Genomic DNA, 17,914 nt, shown 5'->3' on the forward strand with positions numbered 1-17,914 from the left:
CCAGGGCCGTCGGTCCCGGGCGGCCGGGGTCGCCCGGTCCCGGGTGCGGGCGGGGTAGGTTCGGGGGGTTGGTGTTCCCGTCCGGTGTCCCGGGGTGTCCGGGATCCGGCGTACAGAGGGCAGGTGGGGCAGGTGGAGTCGTTGTTCGAGCTTCCGATCCGGACGCTGGCGGGCGAGCCGTCGTCGCTGGCGGAGTACCGGGGCAAGGTGCTGCTGCTGGTGAACGTGGCGTCGAAGTGCGGGTTGACGCCGCAGTACTCGGGCCTGGAGCGGCTGCAGAAGGCGTACGGCGAGCGCGGGTTCACGGTGCTCGGGTTCCCGTGCAACCAGTTCGCGGGGCAGGAGCCGGGCTCCGCGGAGGAGATCCAGGAGTTCTGCTCGACCACGTACGGGGTGTCGTTCCCGCTGTTCGAGAAGATCGACGTGAACGGGCCCGACCGGCACCCGATCTACGAGCGGCTGACGCAGGTGGCGGACGCCTCGGGCCAGGCCGGGGACATCACCTGGAACTTCGAGAAGTTCCTGGTCGGCGCGGACGGTGAGGTCGTCGGGCGGTTCGGTCCGCGCACCGAGCCGGAGGCGGCGGAGCTGGTGGCCGCGATCGAGGCGCAGCTGCGCGGCTGACGGCCGGAGCGGACGGGCTCGGATTGTCCGGTTCCGCCCTCGGGCGGCCGAACTGTACAGGTAACCTGCGCAGTGAGACTGGACAGTCCGGGCCCGCTTCCGGCTACCCCGGCACCGACCTGGACGTGCAGCTGCGCCGGCGCGGGGTGACGCAGATCGTGCTGACGGGCGTCGCGACCAGCATCGGCGTGGAGTCCACCGCCCGCGCCGCGTTCGAGCACGGCTACCACGTGACGCTGGCGGTCGACGCGATGACCGACACGGACCCGGAGGCGCACCGGGGCAGTGTGCAGCGGATCTTCCCGCGGCTCGGCGAGACCGGCACCACCGAGGAGATCCTCGACCTGCTGGCGAAGTCCCGCTGAGCCGCGCGGGCGGGAGGCTCAGGCCTCGCCGGGGTGCCAGGCCGGCCACTCCCAGGGGCGGTCGTCCCACCGCACCCGGACCGGGTCGTGCGGGTCGAGGTCGGGGAAGTGCTGTCTCACCTCCGGTTCGAACTCCTCGGGGGCGAGCGGCTTCCAGCCGGCGTCCTTGAAGTGGACGAGTCGGTAGCGGCTGTCGGTGCGGAACTCCGCGACCCGCACCAGGGGCTCGCCGGCCGTGCCCGCCCCGCTGCTGGTGGTGTTGCTGCTGGTCGTCATGCCGCCAGCTTCGACCGCGTCCCCGCCCGGCGCACGCCCGCACCGCCGATGCCCGCCGCAGGTGTCACCGTTCGGCCCCGGCCGCGCCGGGCGCGCCCACACAGGTGCCACCGTTCCGCCCCGGCCACGCCGGGCGCGTCACGGACCTGCCACGGTCCGCCACAGCCCGCCGCGGACGGCGCCCGGTCCCGTACCGTGGAAGCCGGTCGGAGGGTTCGTCGGGAGGTCCTCGTGAGCAAGGGCAAGGCGTCGAAGGGGTCGGCGGCGGCGCGGATGCGCGGGCTGGACGGCCTGGCGGTGACGCGCTCGGCATGGGGCCTGTACCGGGAGACCCGGCGGCCCGGCGCGCCCGGGTTGGCCGCCCGGGCGGGGGCGCTGCCGCGCCTGCTGCGGGACGTGCTGCTGCGCCGCTACCCGGGCGTGGGCCCGGGCAAGCTGCTGGTGCTGGCGTTCGTCGTCGCGGTGTACCTGGTCAGCCCGATCGACGCGATCCCGGACTTCATCCCGGTGCTCGGCTGGAGCGACGACACCGGCCTGCTGCTGTGGTTCCTGGTGGGCCTGACCCGGGAGTCCGGCCGGTACCTGGAGTGGGCGCACCGCGGCCACGCCGCCGCCGGCGAACTGCCCGCCGACGGCTGAGCCCGCTCCCGCCCGCCGCTACAGCGACTTGACCAGCTTCTCGAAGCGCAGGTCGGACCGGAGCGGGATGCCGAACCGCTCGTCGCCGTACGGGAACGGCTCGTGCACGCCGGTGCGGGTGTAGCCGCGGCGCTCGTACCAGGCGATCAGGTCGGCCCGCTGCTCGATGACGGTCATCTCCATCGCGCCGACGCCCCAGGCGGCCCTGGCCCACTCCTCGGCGCGGGCCAGCACCTGTCGGCCGAGGCCGCCGCCCTGGGCGGACGGGGAGACCGAGAACATGCCGAAGTAGCCGGTGGCGCCCCGCCGTTCGACGTGGCAGCAGGCCAGCAGGCGGCCGTCCGACTCGGCCAGCAGCACCACCGATTCGGCCCTGCCGAGCAGTTCGGCCACGGCTGCCTCGTCGGTGCGCTGCCCGTCCAGCAAGTCCGCCTCGGTGGTCCAGCCGGCCCGGCTGGCGTCGCCGCGGTACGCCGACTCGACCAGCGCAACCACCTGCGGCACGTCCTGCGGCTGCGCGGCGCGGAAGGCCGGCCCGGCGGCGGTGTCGAGGTCCGCGTCGGCGGTGCGGGAGGCGGTCGGCTCGGCGGTCATTCGGTGCGCTCCTTCGGGTGCTCGAACGGCCATCGTGCCACAGTGCCCGTCCTCGCCCCGAGGCCCGTCCGCCGCCCGGACGGGCCTGCGGGAAAGCGCCCGGTCAGCCCGTGGCGTCCGGCGGTTCGGGCGCGGGGACGGGCTGCTCGGCCGGGCCGGGGTAGGGCAGGATCTGGCGGAGCAGTCCGCGCGGGTGGCCCCGGCGGCGCCACTCGCGCGGGTAGCCGAGCGAGACCTCTTCGAAGCGGACGTCCTCGTACCAGGTGGTGCGCGGGATGTGCAGGTGGCCGTAGACCACGGCGGCGACGTTGAAGCGGCGGTGCCAGTCGGCGGTGAGCTCGGTGCCGCACCACTGGGCGAAGTCGGGGTAGTACAGGACGTCGGTGGGGCGACGGTCCAGCGGCCAGTGGCTGACCAGCACCAGCGGCAGTTCCGGATCGTGTGCGGAAAGCGCTTTCTCGGTGGCCTCGACGCGCTCCCGGCACCACTCGTCGACGCCCGAGTACGGCGCGGGGTCGAGCCGGTACTCGTCGGTGCAGACCACGCCGTTCTCCCGGGCGCGCGCCAGCGACTCGGCCTTGGTGTGCACGCCGGGCACCCGGAAGCTGTAGTCGTAGAGCGTGAACACCGGGGCGATGGCGCAGGGCCCGCCCGGGCCGGTCCAGACGGGGTACGGGTCCTCAGGGGTGACGACGCCGATCGCCCGGCAGCGCTCGACCAGTTGGCGGTAGCGCTCGGGCGCGTCGACAGGGGCCGGGTCGCGGGTGGTGGTCCACAGTTCGTGGTTGCCCGGTGTCCAGATCACCTTGGCGAAGCGGCCGGCCAGGACGCGCAGGGCGTCCTCGACGACGTCGACCTGTTCGGCGACGTCACCGGCGACAATCAGCCAATCGTCCGGGCCGGTCGGCCGCAGCGCGTCGAGGACGGGCCGATTCTCGGCGACGCCGACGTGGAGGTCGCTGACTGCGAGCAGGCGTCCGTCCGCCACCGCTCCCCCAGTTCCGTGTCGACCGGCGCGCGCCGGTCCGTGTCCGCCGATGCCGGTGCGTGTCCGTCAACGCATCCCGGCAGTGGGACACGCGTTGACACGCTACCCCCGAGGGGTCGACAACGCCAGCAACAACCGGTTTCTGTCGTACCGTCAACATCCGGTGGAACCGCAGGTTTTCGGCAGTCGCACGTATGTCTGTTCGCTCTACATACCTTTGGACGTTGTGTGGTTTCAACACTCTGTTGACTGACGGGTCCATGACTATATGTTCTCCGCAGCGGCCGAAAACCGGCTGCCTTCACCCCACTGAGGACTCGCCATGCCTGCATCCGGCAACACCAGCCGTATGTTCCGCCGCGCCGCCACCGCAGCCGCGTCCGCCGCCCTCCTGGTCGGTGCGATCGCCGCCGCCTCCCCCGCCCAGGCCGCCAAGCCCGGCACCCCCGCCAACTTCCACCCCGAGCTCGACTACGCGGGCTCCACCGTCGCCGCCCACGAGGGCCGGGACGCCTCTCCTGCCGCCGCGAACTCCCTCGCCGCTCTGGCCGCCACCCAGACCAAGGGCATGGACGTCTCCAACTGGCAGGGCAGCGTCGCCTGGAGCACCGCCTACGCCAACGGCGGCCGGTTCGCCTACGTCAAGGCCACCGAGGGCACCACCTACACCAACCCCTCGTTCGCCCAGCAGTACAACGGCTCCTACAACGTCGGGATGATCCGCGGCGCCTACCACTTCGCGCTGCCGAACGCCTCCTCCGGCGCCACCCAGGCCGCGTACTTCGTCGCCCACGGCGGCGGCTGGTCCAAGGACGGCAAGACCCTGCCGCCCGCGCTCGACATCGAGTACAACCCGTACGGCGCGACCTGCTACGGCCTGAGCCAGGCCGGCATGGTCAGCTGGATCCGGGACTTCTCCAACACCGTGCACACCAAGACCGGCCGCTACCCGGTGATCTACACCACCACCGACTGGTGGACCACCTGCACCGGCAACAACAGCTCCTTCGGCGCCACCAACCCGCTGTGGATCGCCCGGTACGCCTCCTCGGTCGGCACCCTGCCGGCCGGCTGGTCATACCAGACCATCTGGCAGTACGCCGACTCCGGCACCCTGCCCGGCGACCAGAACTACTTCAACGGCGCCCTGGACCGCGTCGTCGCGCTCGCCAACGGCTGACGCCTCGTCAGCCCGCCTGCCCGCGGCCGGATTTCGCCCCGCTCCGGCCGCGGGCAGGCTCCTCCGTCACCCGGCGGGAACGATCAACTCCCAAGTGTCGACGGCGAAATCGAGCACCATGCCGTTGTTGCGGTACAGCGCGGGCGCGCCGGTGGCGTTGCCGGTGTCCACGCCGAGGCCGACCCGGGTACGGCCGCGGTCGGCGTAGAACGCGAAGAAGTACCGCAGCAGGTAGCCGCCGAGACCCCGGCCGCGCAGCTCGGAACTCACGCCGATGTGCGAGGCCCAGGGCATGTCGGACCGGTCGTCGCGGGTGCGCAGCACGGCGACGTCGCCGTGGCCGTCGAGTTCGGCGATCCACACCACCGACCAGTCGGCGCTGTCCGCGCCGGTGTCGGCGCACCACTTCTCGTAGCTGCGCGGCTGGAAGTCGAAGTGGTCGGCGAAGGTCTCGTGGATCAGCCGGTGCACGGTGCGCCGGTCGTCCTCGCTCGCGCAGGCCCGCAGCCGCAGGCCCGCCGGGGCCTCCGGGAACGGGTCGGTCTTCGGGTCCACGTCGCGGTTCAGCACGTGGTGGCGGCGCATCCGCTGCCAGCCGCGACCGGCCAACGCCTCGGTGTCGATGGTCGGTCGAGCCGTGAGCATCAGGTGCAGCACGGCCCGCTCGGCGCCGTTGCGGCGGGCGAGCTCGGCGGCGCGCGCCTCCATCAGCTCGAACAGTTGCAGGCCGGCGGCGGTGTGCCCCGGCAGCAGGTACTGGTCGAGGTTGATCCGCTCCCCCGCCGAGCGGTCACGGACGAGGCCGTAGCCGACGAGCCGCCCGTCGGCGTCGTGCAACAGCCAGGAGTCGCGCTCCAGGTCCACCGAGACGTGCCCGAGATCCTCCTCGACCTCCGCCAAGTCGGTGAAGGCCCGGCCCACTTCGATCTCATCCACCTGATTGAGCAGCACCCACACGGCCTCGGCGTCCTCAACCACCGCCGGGCGCACCGTCATTCCGTCCGGGAATGCCATGTCCCCCACCTCCACTGTCGACTGCGACGGCAAACCCGGCCTTTTCTACCCGCCCCAACGGCCTTGCCCCAAGCGGTTTTCGAGCACGATCGCCGGCGGCCCGAGGTCGGAGTCAGGCGCGGAACAGCCGCCAGAACGCCGCCGCCGTGTCGGCGGCGGGCGCCGGATGTTCGCCCGTGATCCAGTGGGTGACGACCCCCAGCAGTGCGCCGGACAGGTAGGCGGCGTGCAGGTCGACCGGGACGTCGTCGAATCCGGTGGGGCGGTTGCCCTCGCGGAAGCGGGCGGCCAGGGCGGCGGTCACCTGTTCGCGCATCCGGCCGGCGAAGCCGGCGCTGCCCTGGTCGCCGAGGACGCACCGGTAGACGGCGGCCCTGGCGGCGATGTGCTCGAACAGGGCGACCAGGGTCTCGGGGGTGCGGCCGGGCGGTGCGTCGGCCGGGCACTGGCGGGCCGCGCGGGCGATGTCGGCGATCGCGTCGTCCATCGCGTCGACCACCAGCGCGTCCACGTCCGGGTAGTGCTGGTAGACCGTGGCGCGGTTGATCCCGGCGCGCTTGGCCACCGCGGAGACGGTGATCGCGTCCAGGTCCTGTTCGGTGGCCAGCTCCAGGATCGCTTCCCGGAGTCGGGCTCGGGTGCGCTGCACACGGGGGTCGTCCAGGTTCATGGCAGCACTGTACGACAGCCGTCGGCTAGGCGACGAGTGTTGTTTAGCCGACGGATGTCGCCTACTCTCGCAGGTATGCGAATCGAGATCTGGGCGGATGTGGTCTGTCCCTGGGCGTACATCGGCAAGCGGCGGCTCGACAAGGCCCTCGCAGACTGGGACGGCGAGCCGGTCGAGCTGGTCTGGCGACCGTTCCGCATCGATCCGACCGCGCCCGTCCCCGCCACTTCGCACGAGGGGTCGACGGAGGACGAACTGCTGCGCGATCTCGGCATCCTGGGCGACCGGGACGACGCCGAAGCCGCGCAGGCGTGCGCCGTCGGGCCCGCCGCCACCGTGCCGCAGACGCCCCCGATCGCCGAGATCGCCGCCACCGAGGGCCTCGGGCCGACCTGGGGCGCCGCCTGGCGCGCCAGCAGCCACGACGCGCACCGGCTGCTCGCCCTCGCCCACCGGCACGGCGGCGCCGAACTGCAGCACGCCCTGGCCGAAGCCGTCATGAAGGCGCACTTCACCGAGGGTCGCGACATCAGCCTCGCCGAGACGCTGGGGCAGCTCGCCGCCGACGCCGGGTTCCCCGAGGCCGCCGCGCTGCTGGCCGACGGCGCCGCCGACCAGCAGGTCAAGGAACTGCTGCTGATCGGCAAGGCCCGGGGCGTCGCCACCTCCCCGACCCTGGTCGTGGGCGACCGGGCCCTGTCCGGCGCGCAGTCCCCGGAGACCGTCACCCGATTCCTGCGCGACGCCGCCGGGCAGCCCCACCGCCGGCTCCCCGCCGAGGTCGAGCGCCTCCGGTACGCCGACGCACTGCTCGACAAGCGCGACCCACTGGGCGCACTGACCCTGCTCCAGCCGCTGCTGGCGGAACACGGCGACGAGCCCAGCGTCCAGCTCCTCGCCGCCCGCGGGTACTTCGCCTCCGCCCAACTCGGTCGCGCCGCAACCGTGTTGGAGGAACTCGTCACCCACGCACCGGACGACTCCTACGCCCGGCTCCTGCTCGGCCGCACCCTGACCCGCCAGGGCCGGACGGAGGAGGCCGCCGTGCACCTCGCCCTGGCGGCGGCGATGACCCCCGAGTACGCGACCTGAACCGCCCCCACCCGCCGACCCGTCCGCGTCAGCCGACGCCCGGCTCGGGCCGGGGCAGCTCATCCAGGTCGAGCGTGTACGTCCGCCCGTCGGCCAGCTCGATGGGCAGCTTGCCCGACCCGTAGTTGTGGGTGTGCGCGGCGATGTAGCCGGAGCCGGTCGGCCGGGTGTGGACGACGACCTCCCCGGCGTACGGGTCCACCACCACGTAGACCGGGATGCCGTGGCGGCCGTACTTCGCGGTGCAGTCGTCGTAGTGCTTGCGCGCCGAGGAGACCGACACCACCTCGGCGATCAGCAGCGCGTCCTCGAACCCGTAACGCTTGCCATGCCGCTGGGCATCCTCCCGCAGGATCACGAGGTCGGGGGCGGAGTTTTCGTCGGCCGGGAAGTCCAGGTACACGTCGGAGGCGGTCTTCGCATGTCGGCCGAGCGAGAGCGAGTCGATCTGCATCGACTTGATCGTGCTGGAGTGCTCGAAGCTCCGCGGAGCCATGATCACCTTCCCGTCGGTGCCGAAGAAGACCACGTAGCCGGCAGGGAACTCGGTGTGCATGACCGCGTCCACGCTCATCAACTGCTCCCTCCCGTCACCCTCAGGATATGGCTCCCCCGCCCCGCCCGGGGCCAACTGCGCGGGGCGGGGTCGCGTCACGGGCGGGCGGATGTCCCGGTTTCGCGCCACCACTGGCGGCCGTCCGCGTCGTGGACGACCACGCCGAGTTTCGCCAGTTCGCGGCGCAGTTCGCCGATCTCCTTCTCCTCGCTCTCCTTCAGCGCCGCGGCCCGCGCCTTGAGGAGCGCGTTGCCGGCGGGCGGCAGGCCCGGCATGTCCTCGACCCAGCGGCGGTACGCGTCCTGGTAGGGGTCGCCGTCGGGCAGCCACGGGTATCCGTGGGCGCGGAAGGCCTCCGCGAGTCGTTCGACCGACGGGAGGTCGGCGCCCTCGTTCTTGTACTCGGCGATCAGTTCCTCGCCCTGCGCGCCGAGCACCACCAGGCGCTTGCGGTCGGCGAACACGCCGCTGACCGCCGTCCGGGGTGCGCTCCGGCTGGAGCCGGCGCGGTCCGTCGTGATCCGGTCCCGCTCGACGGTGACAGTGACGTAGCCCTGCTCGGCGAGGAACACGATGACGCCGCCGACCACGGCCCCGAGCAGCAGACTGCCCACGGTGGCCGCCGGTTCGGGCGCCTCGGCGATGAGGTCGACCGGCCCCTGCCACGGGATCCAGGGCCAGGTGGACGCCCGACCGGCCAGGAGTTTGAGCAGGAATCCGGCCCCGGCTCCCAGGACCGGGAATCCGGCCGCCACCAGCACGCGGTCCGTCGTCCGCTGTCGAACCGTGATCGCCGCATCTCGGTCGGCCTCGGTCATGCGCCCCTCCCTGAGCAAAATCTATCGAACGGCAAACGACCGTCCTCGGAACGAGCGTACTGTGTGTCGCGGACAACGATCGGCGGAGGAGAGCCATGGGCGTACCGAACGAACCGGCGGCGCGGATTCCCGAGCTTCGCCGAGGGGTCCCCAAAGGGGCCGAGCAGCAGGTCGCCGCCCTCTACTGGGAGGCGTTCGGACGGAAGCTCGGCCCCGCGCTCGGTCCGCCCGACCGGGGCCGGGCGTTCCTCGCCGCCCACCTGCAGCACGACCGGGGCGTCGTCGCGCTCGACGGCACGGGCCGTGTCCTCGGCGTCGCCGGCTACTACCTCGCGGGGCGCGGTCTGACGGGCGGCTCGGCACGTGACGTGCTGTCCGCGTTCGGCGTCCTGGGCGGGCTGCCCCGACTGGCGCTCCTCGCCCTGCTCACCCGGAGAGCCGCCGAGGACGAACTCGTCATGGACGGCATCTGCGTGGCGGCGGCGCAGCGCGGCGCCGGCATCGGCAGCCTGCTGCTGCACGAGATCTTCGCCGTCGCCGCCGAGCAGGCCCGCGCCCGGATCCGGCTCGACGTCATCGACACCAACCCGCGCGCCCGGGCCCTGTACGAGCGTCACGGCTTCCGCGCCGTGCACACCCACCGGACCCCGTTCCTGCGGAACCTGATGGGATTCGGGGCCGTCACCACCATGCACCGGCCCGTCGTCCCCGACGGCCCGGGCGGAGGAACCCACCAGTGAGCCGCTCGCGACCCGAGATCCCCACCCGGCTGCTCGTGCACGCCCTGGTCCGCGCGGACGGGACGGTCGACGCCGGTGAGCTGTACAGCGTCGCCGGGCTCCTCGGCATGACCGATCAGCAGGTCCGACTGTGCGTCAAACGCCTGGTCGCCGAGGAGAGGTTCCGCCAGGACGGACGCGGGCGCCGGGCCGTCCTGCGGGCCGTGTCCGACGCCACGAGCGGCGCCCTCGCCCCCGACGCCGACCACATCCGGCACGCGTACCGGCAGGACGACGGGCTCGCCCCCTGGGACGGCACCTGGCACCTGTTCGCCTTCGCCGTACCGGAGGCCCGCCGCACCGTCCGCGACGCGCTGCGCGAGACCCTCCTGCACCTGGGCGCGGCGCCCGTCCAGGGCGGGCTGTACGTCGCGGCCAACCCGATCGCCGGCCTGGTCGAGGCCCGGGCCCGGAGCCTCGACGCGCTCGACTCCGTCACCTTCCTCACCAGCACCGACCTGCGCCTCGGAGACCTCACCGAGCCCGCCCGACTCGCCGCCCGCATATGGCCGTTGGACGCCATCGCCGCCCGGCACGAGCGTCTCGCGGCCTTCGCGGAGGCCTGCGCCGGGAGCATCGACGGCGCGACCCTCTCCGGGGCCGAGCGGCTCACCCTGGCCGTGGAACTCGCCGCCGAGTTCAGCGACGCCATGACCCCCGACCCCCTCCTGCCGCCGGAACTCCTCCCCCCGCACTGGCCCGGCTGCCGCGCCCGCCGACTCGCCCGGGCCTGCTGGGCCGCCCTGAGCGCCCTCCCCCCGGAGCCCGGCGCCCCCGCGTCACCGCCCCGCCTGTTCCAGCTCTACGACGACGCGTTCGCCGTGCCCGAGGAGACGGGGCCCGCCTAGAACTTCGTTCAGAGCTTCTGCTCGCTGGTTTCCGGGCGTGTCGTTGGCCGACCCGCAGTCCCGGACCGGGCCGACTCCACGATCGCGCGTCCGCACCAGCCCGCCGTCGGGGCCGAGCGGGCCCGTGCCTGCCGTGTCGACGGTGTGACGGATCGCTCGAAGGTTGCCGGCACTGTCGGGCAGCAGGATGGTGATGTGAATCCGATTGGGAGAACTCGGCCGGGGTCATGGCGGGCCGGAATGCCTCGTCGCGCACTGCGGCCACATCCCAGCGGGCCGTGCGCAGCAGTCGCCGCATCGGCCCGGGCCGGGCATGGCCTGCGTGCTCCGCGAGTTGCCGGCAGTTCTTGCGCGCTCGGCGCCGGACAGCAAGCCGAGGAGACCGGCGTGGGCGGTGGCACGAGGTTCCACCCGTCCGAACAACGCCCGCGATCCGGGCCCTGGCCCGGTGGAGCAACGCCCGCCATCGGGCAGGGTCCACGCCATGGCTCGCGACCACCGCACGATCTTCAGGAGTCGACGCAACCCCTTGATCATCTCGCGGTGGCCGCACGCATCAAGCGCCGCAGCACTCGCCGTCGTCGCCCTGAACCCGCACGTCCAGCACCTTCGCCGCCTGGCACCTCGTCTCGATCACCGCACTGCTCGGGTTCTTGGACACGATCCGGCCGGCGGTCCACCACCTCGGGACCCTCGCGGGGTGAGGATCACCGGCGACCACCGCTTCCCGTTGCGCCGTACTCATGTCCCGGCCTTCTTCGGCCCACCGGGTCACCCGCCGCGTGAGGTGCACGTCGTAGCCTGTGGTCGGCCAGGGTGGACCGGGGGACCGACATGATCGCGAAGTCTCACTGGAGTACTACTCGCCAGTCAGCCGGACTTGGAGCCCGCAGCCGCCGGGCCGGTCGTCGGTGTCGATGCGGATGGGGACTTCGCGGTCGTTGGCCACGGGGCTGAAGACGCCGTTGTTCGGGCCGGCGTTCCCGCACTGGGCGCGGTCACCGTCCGAGAAGTAGTTGATTCCGAGACGGATGCTGGTCGGACTCGACAGCGCGAACGTCAGAATGCATCCGCCTGGCCGGTTGTCGGTGTCGATCCGGATGCTGGGGCCGAAGACCCGGGACGTCTTGCTGATCGCCATCTGGTGAGTGCCAGGATTTCCGCACTGGGCAGGATCGCCGCCGGAAGTGGCCTCGAAGGTGTACGTGTAGGACGAACTTGACAGCAGATCGTCCGGGTCATAGATGCCGAACGCGAGCTGACAGCCGCCGAGGCGGGAGTCGGTGTCGAGGCGGATCGGTTCGGTCCCATCGAATTCGTTCGCCCACTGTTCGCCGGTTCTTCCACCGCATTGGCCGGGATCGCCGTCGGGGTTGAACCGGACGCCGAGCTGCGGGAAGGGGATCAGTTCGGTGCGAGCCCGGGCGAGGGGCGCTGGAGCAACGCTGACGGCGGCCACCGCTGCGGTAGCGGCGGCGAGCAGCAACACCCGCTGCGTCATGCTCTTCATGGCATCGATTCCTTTCGTACGGAGAGCAAGGTTCCCGGAGTGCAGAATTCCGGCGCTCCGGAGACCCCAAACCCGCCACCGGGAAGTAAGGGGGCACTCCGCCCGAATGGTCCAGCAGCCAGCTGTCGTCGGACATCCGTCCCAGGAGGCCGACCCGGTCAACCTGACCGTCCCGGAGAGCCGCCATCTGCTCGGCACCTGCTGGACCCGACGAACGTCTTCCCTGGCCGGCTGCGGACGCCCTGTCGGTCAGTTGAGCGCCAGCAGGGCGGCGAGGGCGGAGGTCGCGGCCAGGAGGAGGTACAGCTGGGGGTAGCCGCCGAGCGGACCGGCGAGGGCGGCGCCGGCCCAGGGGGCGAGCGCGGCGGCGATCGTGGCGGGGGCGGCGAGGAGGGCGCTGAGGCGGCCGTACGCGGCGGTGCCCCAGCGGTCGGCGACGGCGGTGGCCTGAAGGAGGGTCAGGTTGCCGCGGACGGTTCCCGCGAGGACGGCCAGTGCGACAAGTAGAGCCGCTGGTCCGGGAGTTGCGGCCAGGGCGAGCGTGGTGGCGCCGCCTGCGGCGATCAGGACGGCGGTGCGCGCCCGGACCGGGGTGCGGGCGGCGAGCGGGGCGTACAGGGTGCGGCCCAGGGTCTGGCCGAGGCCGCCGAGGCCGAGCGCCCAGGCGGCGAGGGTGGGTCCGGCGCCGCGGGCGGTGAGCAGCGGGACGAGGCCGAACACCACGGTGTGCATGGCCAGGGTGGAGAGGGTGAAGGCTGCGGCGAGTCGCCAGAAGCCGAGGTCGCGCTCAATCGACTTGACCTGCACGGAGGTTGAGACGGTGTCGCGCGGCGGTGGCGGCCAGGGGTGGCGCAGCGCGAGTGCGTGCGCGGGGACGGTGACGGCGGCCAGCAGCAGGGCGAGGGCCAGGTAGGTGGTGCGCCAGGAGAGGTGGTCGGCCAGTGCGGCGGTGAGGGGTGCGAAGACGGTGGAGGCGAGGCCGCCGGCCAGCGTCACGGTGGTCAACGCCCGTACCCGGCGCGGTCCGTACCAGCGGGTGACGGCGGCGAAGGCGGGTTGGTAGAAGGTGGCGGCCATGGCGGTGCCGGCGGCGAGCCAGGCGAGGAGGAAGACCGGCAGATTCGGTGCGAGTGCGACGCCCGCCAGGGCGACGGCGCCGAGCGCGGAGCCTGCGGTCATCACCGCGCGCGGGCCGCGACGGTCCAGCAGCCGCCCGACGGGGATGCCGACCAGCGCGGAGGTGAGCAGCGCGGCGGAGAATGCGCCGGTGGTGGCCTGGGTGGACCACCCGGTGGCGTGGGTGATGCGGGAGAGCAGGACGGGGAAGGCGTAGAAGAGGATGCCCCAGCCGGTGATCTGGGTGAGGCACAGGGCGGGCAGCGCGGCGCGGGGCGATAACCGGACGGGCGCGTCGGTCGCGGCCCCGTCCGCGGTGCGGCGGGTGGTGTTCGCCATGGTCAGCAGCAACCACCGGCCGGGGAGCAGGAGTCGGTGGACTCCTCGGCTCCGAGGATGATCAGCTTCGGCCCGGTTCCGAGGGTGAGGGTCTCGGGCACGGCCGGGGTCGAGCAGCAACCGCCGCCCTGGACGGCGTCCTCGTCGAAGAGGCCGGCGCCGCCGCACACCCCGGTCTCCGGGAGGGTCAACTCGACGCGGGCGGCGGCCTCGTGGTCGCCGGCGAGGGCGGCGGCGACGGAGCGGACCTGCTCGTAGCCGGTCAGGGCGAGGAACGTGGGCGCGCGGCCGTAGGACTTCATGCCGACCAGGTACACCTCCCCCTCGGGGTGGGCGAGCTCGTTCGCGCCGTGCGGGTAGACGGTGCCGCAGGAGTGCTGATTGGGGTCGATCAGCGGGGCGAGGGCGCGCGGAGCCTGGAGGCGCTCGTCGAGGCCGAGGCGCAGTTCGTCGAGGAAGGAGAGGTCGGGGCGGAAGCCGGTCAGGGCGATGATCTCGTCGACGGCCTCGCCGCGGCGGCCGTCCTCGGCGACCAGCACCAGGCGCTCGCCGTCGGGCTCGACGGCGGCGGTGCGGAAACCGGTGAGCGCACCGGCGTGACCGGCCTCGACGGCGGCCTTGGCGCGCAGGCCGAGTGCGCCGCGAGCAGGCAGCTGGTCGGCGGCGCCGCCGCCGTAGGTGGATCCGGAGATGCCCCGGCGCAGCACCCAGAGGGCGTGGGTGCCGGGCGCGTCCTGGGCGAGGTCGGCGAGCAGCGCCAGCGCGGTGAACGCGGACGCGCCGGAGCCGACCACCGCCGTCCGCCGGCCGGCGTACCGCGAGCGCACCGCAGGGTCGGCAAAGTCCGGGACGTAGTACGAGATCTTCGCGCTCGCGGCGCGCTCGCCCAGGGCGGGCAGCCCGCTGCCGCCGGCGGGGCCGGGAGTGGACCAGGTGCCGGAGGCGTCGACGACGGCGCGGGCGAGGAGTCGCTCCTCGGAGCCGTCGGCGTGCTGAACGTGGACGGTGAACGGCTGCGCCTCACGGTCGGCGTCGACGATGCGGTCCCGTCCGGCCCGGGCGACGCCGGTGACGCGGGCGTCGTAGCGCACTCGGCCCCCGAGCACGTCGGCCAGCGGCTGCAGGTACCGGGCCACCCAGTCGCCGCCCCGCGGGTAGGCGTCGGCGTCGGGGCGCACCCAGCCGGTCGGGGCGAGGAGCTTCTCGGCGGCGGGGTCTACGACCTCGGACCACTGCGAGAACAGGCGCACGTGCGACCACTCGCGCACGGCGGTGGCGGCGCTCGGTCCGGCTTCCAGCACCACGGGCTCGATGCCGCGCTCGATCAGGCGTGCGGCGGCGGCCAGACCGATCGGGCCTGCGCCGATGACGGCGACGGGAAGGTGGGCGGTGGAGGCGTTCTCGCTCATCTCGGTTCTCCGGGCTGGTGCGTGACGGATGAGCGCTGCATTGACGCTCGTCGATACAGCCGAGCTTGCCCCCTGATTCGACGGGTGTCAACATAGACGTATGTCGAACTTGATGTCCGCCGAACTGCCGATCGTCGACGCATCGGCAGCGCCGTGCTGCCCGCCGGTCACGGCGGCGGCGCTGTCGGAGGCGGACGCGGAGCGAATGGCCGCGATGTTCAAGGCGCTGTCCGACCCGGTACGGCTGCGCCTCTTCTCCCGGGTCGCCTCGCACGCGGGCGGCGAGGCCTGCGTGTGCGACATCCAGGACGTGGGCGTGTCCCAGCCGACCGTCTCCCACCACCTGAAGAAGCTCCGCGAGGCCGGCCTGCTGACCTCCGAACGGCGCGGCACCTGGGTCTACTACCGCGTCGCCCCGGGGCCGCTGGCCGCAATGGCCGGGCTGCTCACCGCCACCCGCTGAACGCGGCCACCACGCGCGGCGAGTCTTCCGCGCCGGTCGCGGCGGTTCGCGCGAACCCGACCGCCGGGAAGGTTCGTCGGGCCGACGCGTCAGTCCTGTTCGGAGGCGGCCGCGAGATAGCGACGGCAGAGGTCGACGGAGGTGAGGTGGGGCTTGTGGAGTGCGTCGCTGTACAGCCGCATTTCACGGGCCGCCCGGTCCAGGTCCTGCCAGAAGGCGAGCGGCGCGTCGTGGTCGTCACCGAGATCGACCAGGCAGTCGAAGGCAAGGCCCAGCTCGTTGTGCTCCAGGAAGTCGAGCGTCACCGAGAGATCGATGCCGGGTCGGCCCGCCAGGCGGGCCCGAGCAGTGTCGAGGTGGCCACGAGTCCGGCTCCAGCCGGCCTGAAGTGCCTCACGGTCAACGGTCATGGCGCCAGTGTCGCCGGTGCAGTCCGCAGGGTCACCTGACTTTCGCCGGCCGCCCGCCCCGGCCGTCCGGCGACGATCAGCTCTGGTGACCGGCCACGGCGTTGGCATCGATCTCGGCGATCAGTTGCTCGATCAGAGCCTTGATCGCGTCGCGGATCGGCCGGACGGCGTCGACGCCCTGGCCGGCCGGGTCGTCCAGCTTCCAGTCGAGGTACGTCTTGCCGGGGAAGTACGGGCAGGCGTCGCCGCAGCCCATGGTGATGACGTAGTCGGACGCCTGGACGGCCTCGGTGGTGAGGATCTTCGGCTTCTGGTCCGAGATGTCGACGCCGACCTCGGCCATCGCGGCGACGGCGGCCGGATTGACCTGGTCGCCGGGCATGGAGCCGGCGGAGCGGACCTCGACGCGGTCGCCGGCGAGGTGGGCGAGGAAGCCCGCGGCCATCTGGGAGCGGCCGGCGTTGTGGACGCAGACGAACAGCACGGAGGCGAGCGGCGCGGTGGTCATCGGTGAAGGGTCCTTCGTTCGGGATAGCAGCTGTCCGGGCCGGAGCGAGTACCGGCGGCCCCGCTGTTCAGCCAGGCCTGGCCGATGTGAAAGTATCAGCCCATGGTGATATCAGTCGACACTGAACTGTTGCGGGTGCTGGCCGACCCGCTCAGGCTCCACATCGTGACCCTGCTGGCCCGCGAAACCCTGTGCACCACGCACCTGGTGGAGGAGACCGGCGCCCGCCAGACCAACCTCTCCAACCACCTCAAGGTGCTGCGCGAGGCCGGTGTGGTGGACACCGAACCCTGTGGCCGCTTCACCTACTACCGGCTGAGGCCGGAGGTACTGGAGTCGATGTCGGGGCAGTTCGCCGACCTCGCCGCCACCGCCCGCGCCAACGGCGGCGTGAAGAGGTCCTGCTGATGGCGGCCCCCGTCGAACCGGTGGAAGCGGCGTCGGTCGCCGGCAAGCTGTCCTTCCTCGACCGCTACCTCGCGGCGTGGATCCTCGCCGCGATGGCCGTCGGCCTCGGCCTCGGCCGCCTGATTCCCGGCCTGAACGACGCCCTCGCCGCGGTCGAGATCGGCGGGGTCTCGCTGCCCATCGGGCTGGGCCTGCTGGTCATGATGTACCCGGTGCTGGCGAAGGTCCGCTACGACCGGCTCGACGCCGTCACCGGCGACCGTCGGCTGATGGCCTCCTCGTTGGTGATCAACTGGGTGGTCGGCCCCGCGGTGATGTTCGCCCTCGCCTGGGTCTTCCTGCCGGACCTGCCCGAGTACCGCACCGGTCTGATCATCGTCGGCCTGGCCCGCTGCATCGCCATGGTGATCATCTGGAACGACCTCGCCTGCGGCGACCGCGAGGCCGCCGCCGTCCTGGTCGCGCTGAACAGCGTCTTCCAGGTCGTCATGTTCGGTGTCCTGGGCTGGTTCTACCTCGACCTGCTGCCCGCCTGGCTCGGCCTCGGCGACGGGCAGCACCTGGACGTCTCGATGGGGAAGATCGCGCTCAACGTCGCCGTCTTCCTCGGCATCCCGCTCGCCGCCGGCTTCCTCACCCGCCGGCTGGGCGAGAAGAAGCTCGGCCGCGAGCGCTACGAGGCGAAGGTGCTGCCGCGGATCGGCCCCTGGGCGCTGTACGGGCTGCTGTTCACCATCGTGATCCTGTTCGCCCTCCAGGGGAGGACGATCACCTCGCAGCCGCTGGACGTCGCCCGGATCGCGCTGCCGCTGCTCGCCTACTTCGCGATCATGTGGTTCGGCACCTTCGCCCTCGGCAAGGGCCTCGGCCTCTCCTACGACCGGACGGCCACCCTGGCGTTCACCGGCGCCGGCAACAACTTCGAACTCGCCATCGCCGTCGCCATCGGCACCTTCGGCGTCACCTCCGGCCAGGCGCTGTCCGGCGTGGTCGGCCCGCTGATCGAAGTCCCGGTGCTGATCGCCCTGGTCCACGTCTCCCTCGCCTGGCGAAAGAAGTTCACCCCGGCGAACTGACCGCCCGTCGCAGACCGGCTGCCTGGGCCCGGAACCCTCCAGGCAGCCGTCCGGGTCTCCTGCCCGACGGACCGTCAGAATCCCGACCAGGAATGCAAAACGGCCGGTCTGCCCGACATGTTGTCGGACCGACCGGCCGCTTGGGTCATCTGACCCGCTGTGCGCGAGGGGGGAGTTGAACCCCCACGCCCTTTCGGGCACTGGAACCTGAATCCAGCGCGTCTGCCTATTC

The 17,914-nt window shown here is 72.4% G+C and carries 20 protein-coding genes and 2 pseudogenes; 10 read left to right on the forward strand and 12 right to left on the reverse strand.

Features of this window, described 5'->3' with window-relative positions; translation table 11 throughout:
- The first annotated feature begins 132 nt into the window (after nucleotides 1-132).
- Entirely contained in the window at nucleotides 133-624 is a 492-nt protein-coding gene (locus IEZ12_RS10740; RefSeq protein ID WP_043908114.1) for a glutathione peroxidase, read from the forward strand.
- A 104-nt stretch (nucleotides 625-728) separates the two neighbouring features.
- Nucleotides 729-989 (forward strand): annotated as a pseudogene (locus IEZ12_RS10745) (isochorismatase family protein); the annotation flags it as partial.
- Between the two features lie 18 nt (nucleotides 990-1,007).
- On the opposite strand, the gene IEZ12_RS10750 reads toward IEZ12_RS10745, so the two are convergent.
- Nucleotides 1,008-1,265: a hypothetical protein gene (locus IEZ12_RS10750; RefSeq protein ID WP_229847416.1), complete on the reverse strand. Its 258-nt coding sequence runs from the start codon at nucleotides 1,263-1,265 to the stop codon at nucleotides 1,008-1,010.
- A 441-nt stretch (nucleotides 1,266-1,706) separates the two neighbouring features.
- On the opposite strand from IEZ12_RS10750, the pseudogene IEZ12_RS38185 reads away from it, so the two are divergent.
- Nucleotides 1,707-1,803, forward strand: a pseudogene (locus IEZ12_RS38185) (YkvA family protein); the annotation flags it as partial.
- Between the two features lie 119 nt (nucleotides 1,804-1,922).
- Here IEZ12_RS38185 and IEZ12_RS10760 read toward each other — a convergent pair.
- Entirely contained in the window at nucleotides 1,923-2,498 is a 576-nt protein-coding gene (locus IEZ12_RS10760; protein ID WP_189271795.1) for a GNAT family N-acetyltransferase, read from the reverse strand.
- Between the two features lie 103 nt (nucleotides 2,499-2,601).
- Nucleotides 2,602-3,486, reverse strand: coding sequence for a metallophosphoesterase family protein (locus IEZ12_RS10765; protein ID WP_189271796.1), 885 nt, complete (start codon nucleotides 3,484-3,486; stop codon nucleotides 2,602-2,604).
- A gap of 322 nt (nucleotides 3,487-3,808) precedes the next feature.
- Between IEZ12_RS10765 and IEZ12_RS10770 the strand changes: the two genes are divergently transcribed.
- Complete coding sequence (locus tag IEZ12_RS10770) at nucleotides 3,809-4,666, forward strand: lysozyme (RefSeq protein ID WP_373295457.1); 858 nt, start codon at nucleotides 3,809-3,811, stop codon at nucleotides 4,664-4,666.
- Nucleotides 4,667-4,732: 66 nt separating this feature from the next.
- On the opposite strand, the gene IEZ12_RS10775 is transcribed toward IEZ12_RS10770, so the two are convergent.
- The gene (locus IEZ12_RS10775) at nucleotides 4,733-5,680 is read right to left on the reverse strand and encodes a GNAT family N-acetyltransferase (protein ID WP_189271797.1); all 948 of its coding nucleotides are present in this window, start codon (nucleotides 5,678-5,680) and stop codon (nucleotides 4,733-4,735) included.
- A gap of 112 nt (nucleotides 5,681-5,792) precedes the next feature.
- Nucleotides 5,793-6,350, reverse strand: a complete 558-nt coding sequence (locus IEZ12_RS10780) for a TetR/AcrR family transcriptional regulator (protein WP_189271798.1) — start codon at nucleotides 6,348-6,350, stop codon at nucleotides 5,793-5,795.
- A 75-nt stretch (nucleotides 6,351-6,425) separates the two neighbouring features.
- On the opposite strand from IEZ12_RS10780, the gene IEZ12_RS10785 reads away from it, so the two are divergent.
- Nucleotides 6,426-7,442, forward strand: a complete 1,017-nt coding sequence (locus IEZ12_RS10785) for a DsbA family protein (RefSeq protein ID WP_189271799.1) — start codon at nucleotides 6,426-6,428, stop codon at nucleotides 7,440-7,442.
- Between the two features lie 28 nt (nucleotides 7,443-7,470).
- On the opposite strand, the gene IEZ12_RS10790 is transcribed toward IEZ12_RS10785, so the two are convergent.
- The gene (locus IEZ12_RS10790) at nucleotides 7,471-8,016 is read right to left on the reverse strand and encodes a Uma2 family endonuclease (RefSeq protein ID WP_189271800.1); all 546 of its coding nucleotides are present in this window, start codon (nucleotides 8,014-8,016) and stop codon (nucleotides 7,471-7,473) included.
- 77 nt (nucleotides 8,017-8,093) lie between these two features.
- Nucleotides 8,094-8,816 (reverse strand): YqeB family protein, encoded by a 723-nt coding sequence (locus IEZ12_RS10795; RefSeq protein WP_189271801.1) that lies wholly within the window; start codon nucleotides 8,814-8,816, stop codon nucleotides 8,094-8,096.
- A gap of 95 nt (nucleotides 8,817-8,911) precedes the next feature.
- Here IEZ12_RS10795 and IEZ12_RS10800 point away from each other — a divergent pair, with 95 nt between their 5' ends.
- A complete protein-coding gene (locus IEZ12_RS10800) occupies nucleotides 8,912-9,556 on the forward strand; it encodes a GNAT family N-acetyltransferase (protein ID WP_189271802.1) in 645 nt (214 codons plus the stop codon).
- Nucleotides 9,553-10,443 (forward strand): PaaX family transcriptional regulator C-terminal domain-containing protein, encoded by an 891-nt coding sequence (locus IEZ12_RS10805; protein WP_229847417.1) that lies wholly within the window; start codon nucleotides 9,553-9,555, stop codon nucleotides 10,441-10,443. The genes IEZ12_RS10800 and IEZ12_RS10805 overlap by 4 nt, the downstream gene beginning before the upstream one ends.
- Nucleotides 10,444-11,302: 859 nt before the next feature.
- Here the strand turns inward: IEZ12_RS10805 and IEZ12_RS10810 are convergent.
- The 3 genes from IEZ12_RS10810 to IEZ12_RS10820 form a co-directional block, all read right to left on the reverse strand.
- The gene (locus tag IEZ12_RS10810) at nucleotides 11,303-11,953 is read right to left on the reverse strand and encodes a hypothetical protein (protein ID WP_189271803.1); all 651 of its coding nucleotides are present in this window, start codon (nucleotides 11,951-11,953) and stop codon (nucleotides 11,303-11,305) included.
- Between the two features lie 249 nt (nucleotides 11,954-12,202).
- Entirely contained in the window at nucleotides 12,203-13,408 is a 1,206-nt protein-coding gene (locus IEZ12_RS10815) for an MFS transporter (protein WP_189271804.1), read from the reverse strand.
- Nucleotides 13,409-13,410: 2 nt separating this feature from the next.
- Nucleotides 13,411-14,817 carry an NAD(P)-binding domain-containing protein gene (locus IEZ12_RS10820; protein WP_189271805.1) on the reverse strand — a complete coding sequence of 469 codons (1,407 nt, stop codon included), beginning with the start codon at nucleotides 14,815-14,817 and terminating at the stop codon, nucleotides 13,411-13,413.
- A gap of 100 nt (nucleotides 14,818-14,917) precedes the next feature.
- On the opposite strand from IEZ12_RS10820, the gene IEZ12_RS10825 reads away from it, so the two are divergent.
- Entirely contained in the window at nucleotides 14,918-15,280 is a 363-nt protein-coding gene (locus IEZ12_RS10825) for an ArsR/SmtB family transcription factor (RefSeq protein ID WP_189271806.1), read from the forward strand.
- A gap of 89 nt (nucleotides 15,281-15,369) precedes the next feature.
- Here IEZ12_RS10825 and IEZ12_RS10830 read toward each other — a convergent pair whose 3' ends face one another.
- Entirely contained in the window at nucleotides 15,370-15,690 is a 321-nt protein-coding gene (locus IEZ12_RS10830; RefSeq protein ID WP_189271807.1) for a MafI family immunity protein, read from the reverse strand.
- Between the two features lie 76 nt (nucleotides 15,691-15,766).
- Nucleotides 15,767-16,198: an arsenate reductase ArsC gene (locus IEZ12_RS10835; protein WP_189271808.1), complete on the reverse strand. Its 432-nt coding sequence runs from the start codon at nucleotides 16,196-16,198 to the stop codon at nucleotides 15,767-15,769.
- 102 nt (nucleotides 16,199-16,300) lie between these two features.
- Between IEZ12_RS10835 and IEZ12_RS10840 the strand changes: the two genes are divergently transcribed.
- Nucleotides 16,301-16,606, forward strand: a complete 306-nt coding sequence (locus IEZ12_RS10840; protein WP_189271809.1) for an ArsR/SmtB family transcription factor — start codon at nucleotides 16,301-16,303, stop codon at nucleotides 16,604-16,606.
- Nucleotides 16,606-17,682, forward strand: coding sequence for an ACR3 family arsenite efflux transporter (gene arsB / locus IEZ12_RS10845; protein ID WP_189271810.1), 1,077 nt, complete (start codon nucleotides 16,606-16,608; stop codon nucleotides 17,680-17,682). Before IEZ12_RS10840 ends, arsB begins: the two co-directional genes overlap by 1 nt.
- Nucleotides 17,683-17,914 lie beyond the last annotated feature (232 nt).

The organism is Kitasatospora griseola, assembly GCF_014648555.1.
Classification (GTDB): domain Bacteria; phylum Actinomycetota; class Actinomycetes; order Streptomycetales; family Streptomycetaceae; genus Kitasatospora; species Kitasatospora griseola.

Coding starts and splice junctions, on each gene's coding strand:
- IEZ12_RS10750 (WP_229847416.1), bottom strand. CDS start 1,265: ATGACGACCAGCAGCAACACCACCAGCAGCGGGGCGGGCACGGCCGGC.
- IEZ12_RS10760 (WP_189271795.1), bottom strand. CDS start 2,498: ATGACCGCCGAGCCGACCGCCTCCCGCACCGCCGACGCGGACCTCGAC.
- IEZ12_RS10770 (WP_373295457.1), top strand. CDS start 3,809: ATGCCTGCATCCGGCAACACCAGCCGTATGTTCCGCCGCGCCGCCACC.
- IEZ12_RS10775 (WP_189271797.1), bottom strand. CDS start 5,680: ATGGCATTCCCGGACGGAATGACGGTGCGCCCGGCGGTGGTTGAGGAC.
- IEZ12_RS10780 (WP_189271798.1), bottom strand. CDS start 6,350: ATGAACCTGGACGACCCCCGTGTGCAGCGCACCCGAGCCCGACTCCGG.
- IEZ12_RS10785 (WP_189271799.1), top strand. CDS start 6,426: ATGCGAATCGAGATCTGGGCGGATGTGGTCTGTCCCTGGGCGTACATC.
- IEZ12_RS10790 (WP_189271800.1), bottom strand. CDS start 8,016: ATGAGCGTGGACGCGGTCATGCACACCGAGTTCCCTGCCGGCTACGTG.
- IEZ12_RS10795 (WP_189271801.1), bottom strand. CDS start 8,816: ATGACCGAGGCCGACCGAGATGCGGCGATCACGGTTCGACAGCGGACG.
- IEZ12_RS10800 (WP_189271802.1), top strand. CDS start 8,912: ATGGGCGTACCGAACGAACCGGCGGCGCGGATTCCCGAGCTTCGCCGA.
- IEZ12_RS10810 (WP_189271803.1), bottom strand. CDS start 11,953: ATGAAGAGCATGACGCAGCGGGTGTTGCTGCTCGCCGCCGCTACCGCA.
- IEZ12_RS10815 (WP_189271804.1), bottom strand. CDS start 13,408: ATGGCGAACACCACCCGCCGCACCGCGGACGGGGCCGCGACCGACGCG.
- IEZ12_RS10820 (WP_189271805.1), bottom strand. CDS start 14,817: ATGAGCGAGAACGCCTCCACCGCCCACCTTCCCGTCGCCGTCATCGGC.
- IEZ12_RS10825 (WP_189271806.1), top strand. CDS start 14,918: ATGTCGAACTTGATGTCCGCCGAACTGCCGATCGTCGACGCATCGGCA.
- IEZ12_RS10830 (WP_189271807.1), bottom strand. CDS start 15,690: ATGACCGTTGACCGTGAGGCACTTCAGGCCGGCTGGAGCCGGACTCGT.
- IEZ12_RS10835 (WP_189271808.1), bottom strand. CDS start 16,198: ATGACCACCGCGCCGCTCGCCTCCGTGCTGTTCGTCTGCGTCCACAAC.
- IEZ12_RS10840 (WP_189271809.1), top strand. CDS start 16,301: ATGGTGATATCAGTCGACACTGAACTGTTGCGGGTGCTGGCCGACCCG.
- arsB (WP_189271810.1), top strand. CDS start 16,606: ATGGCGGCCCCCGTCGAACCGGTGGAAGCGGCGTCGGTCGCCGGCAAG.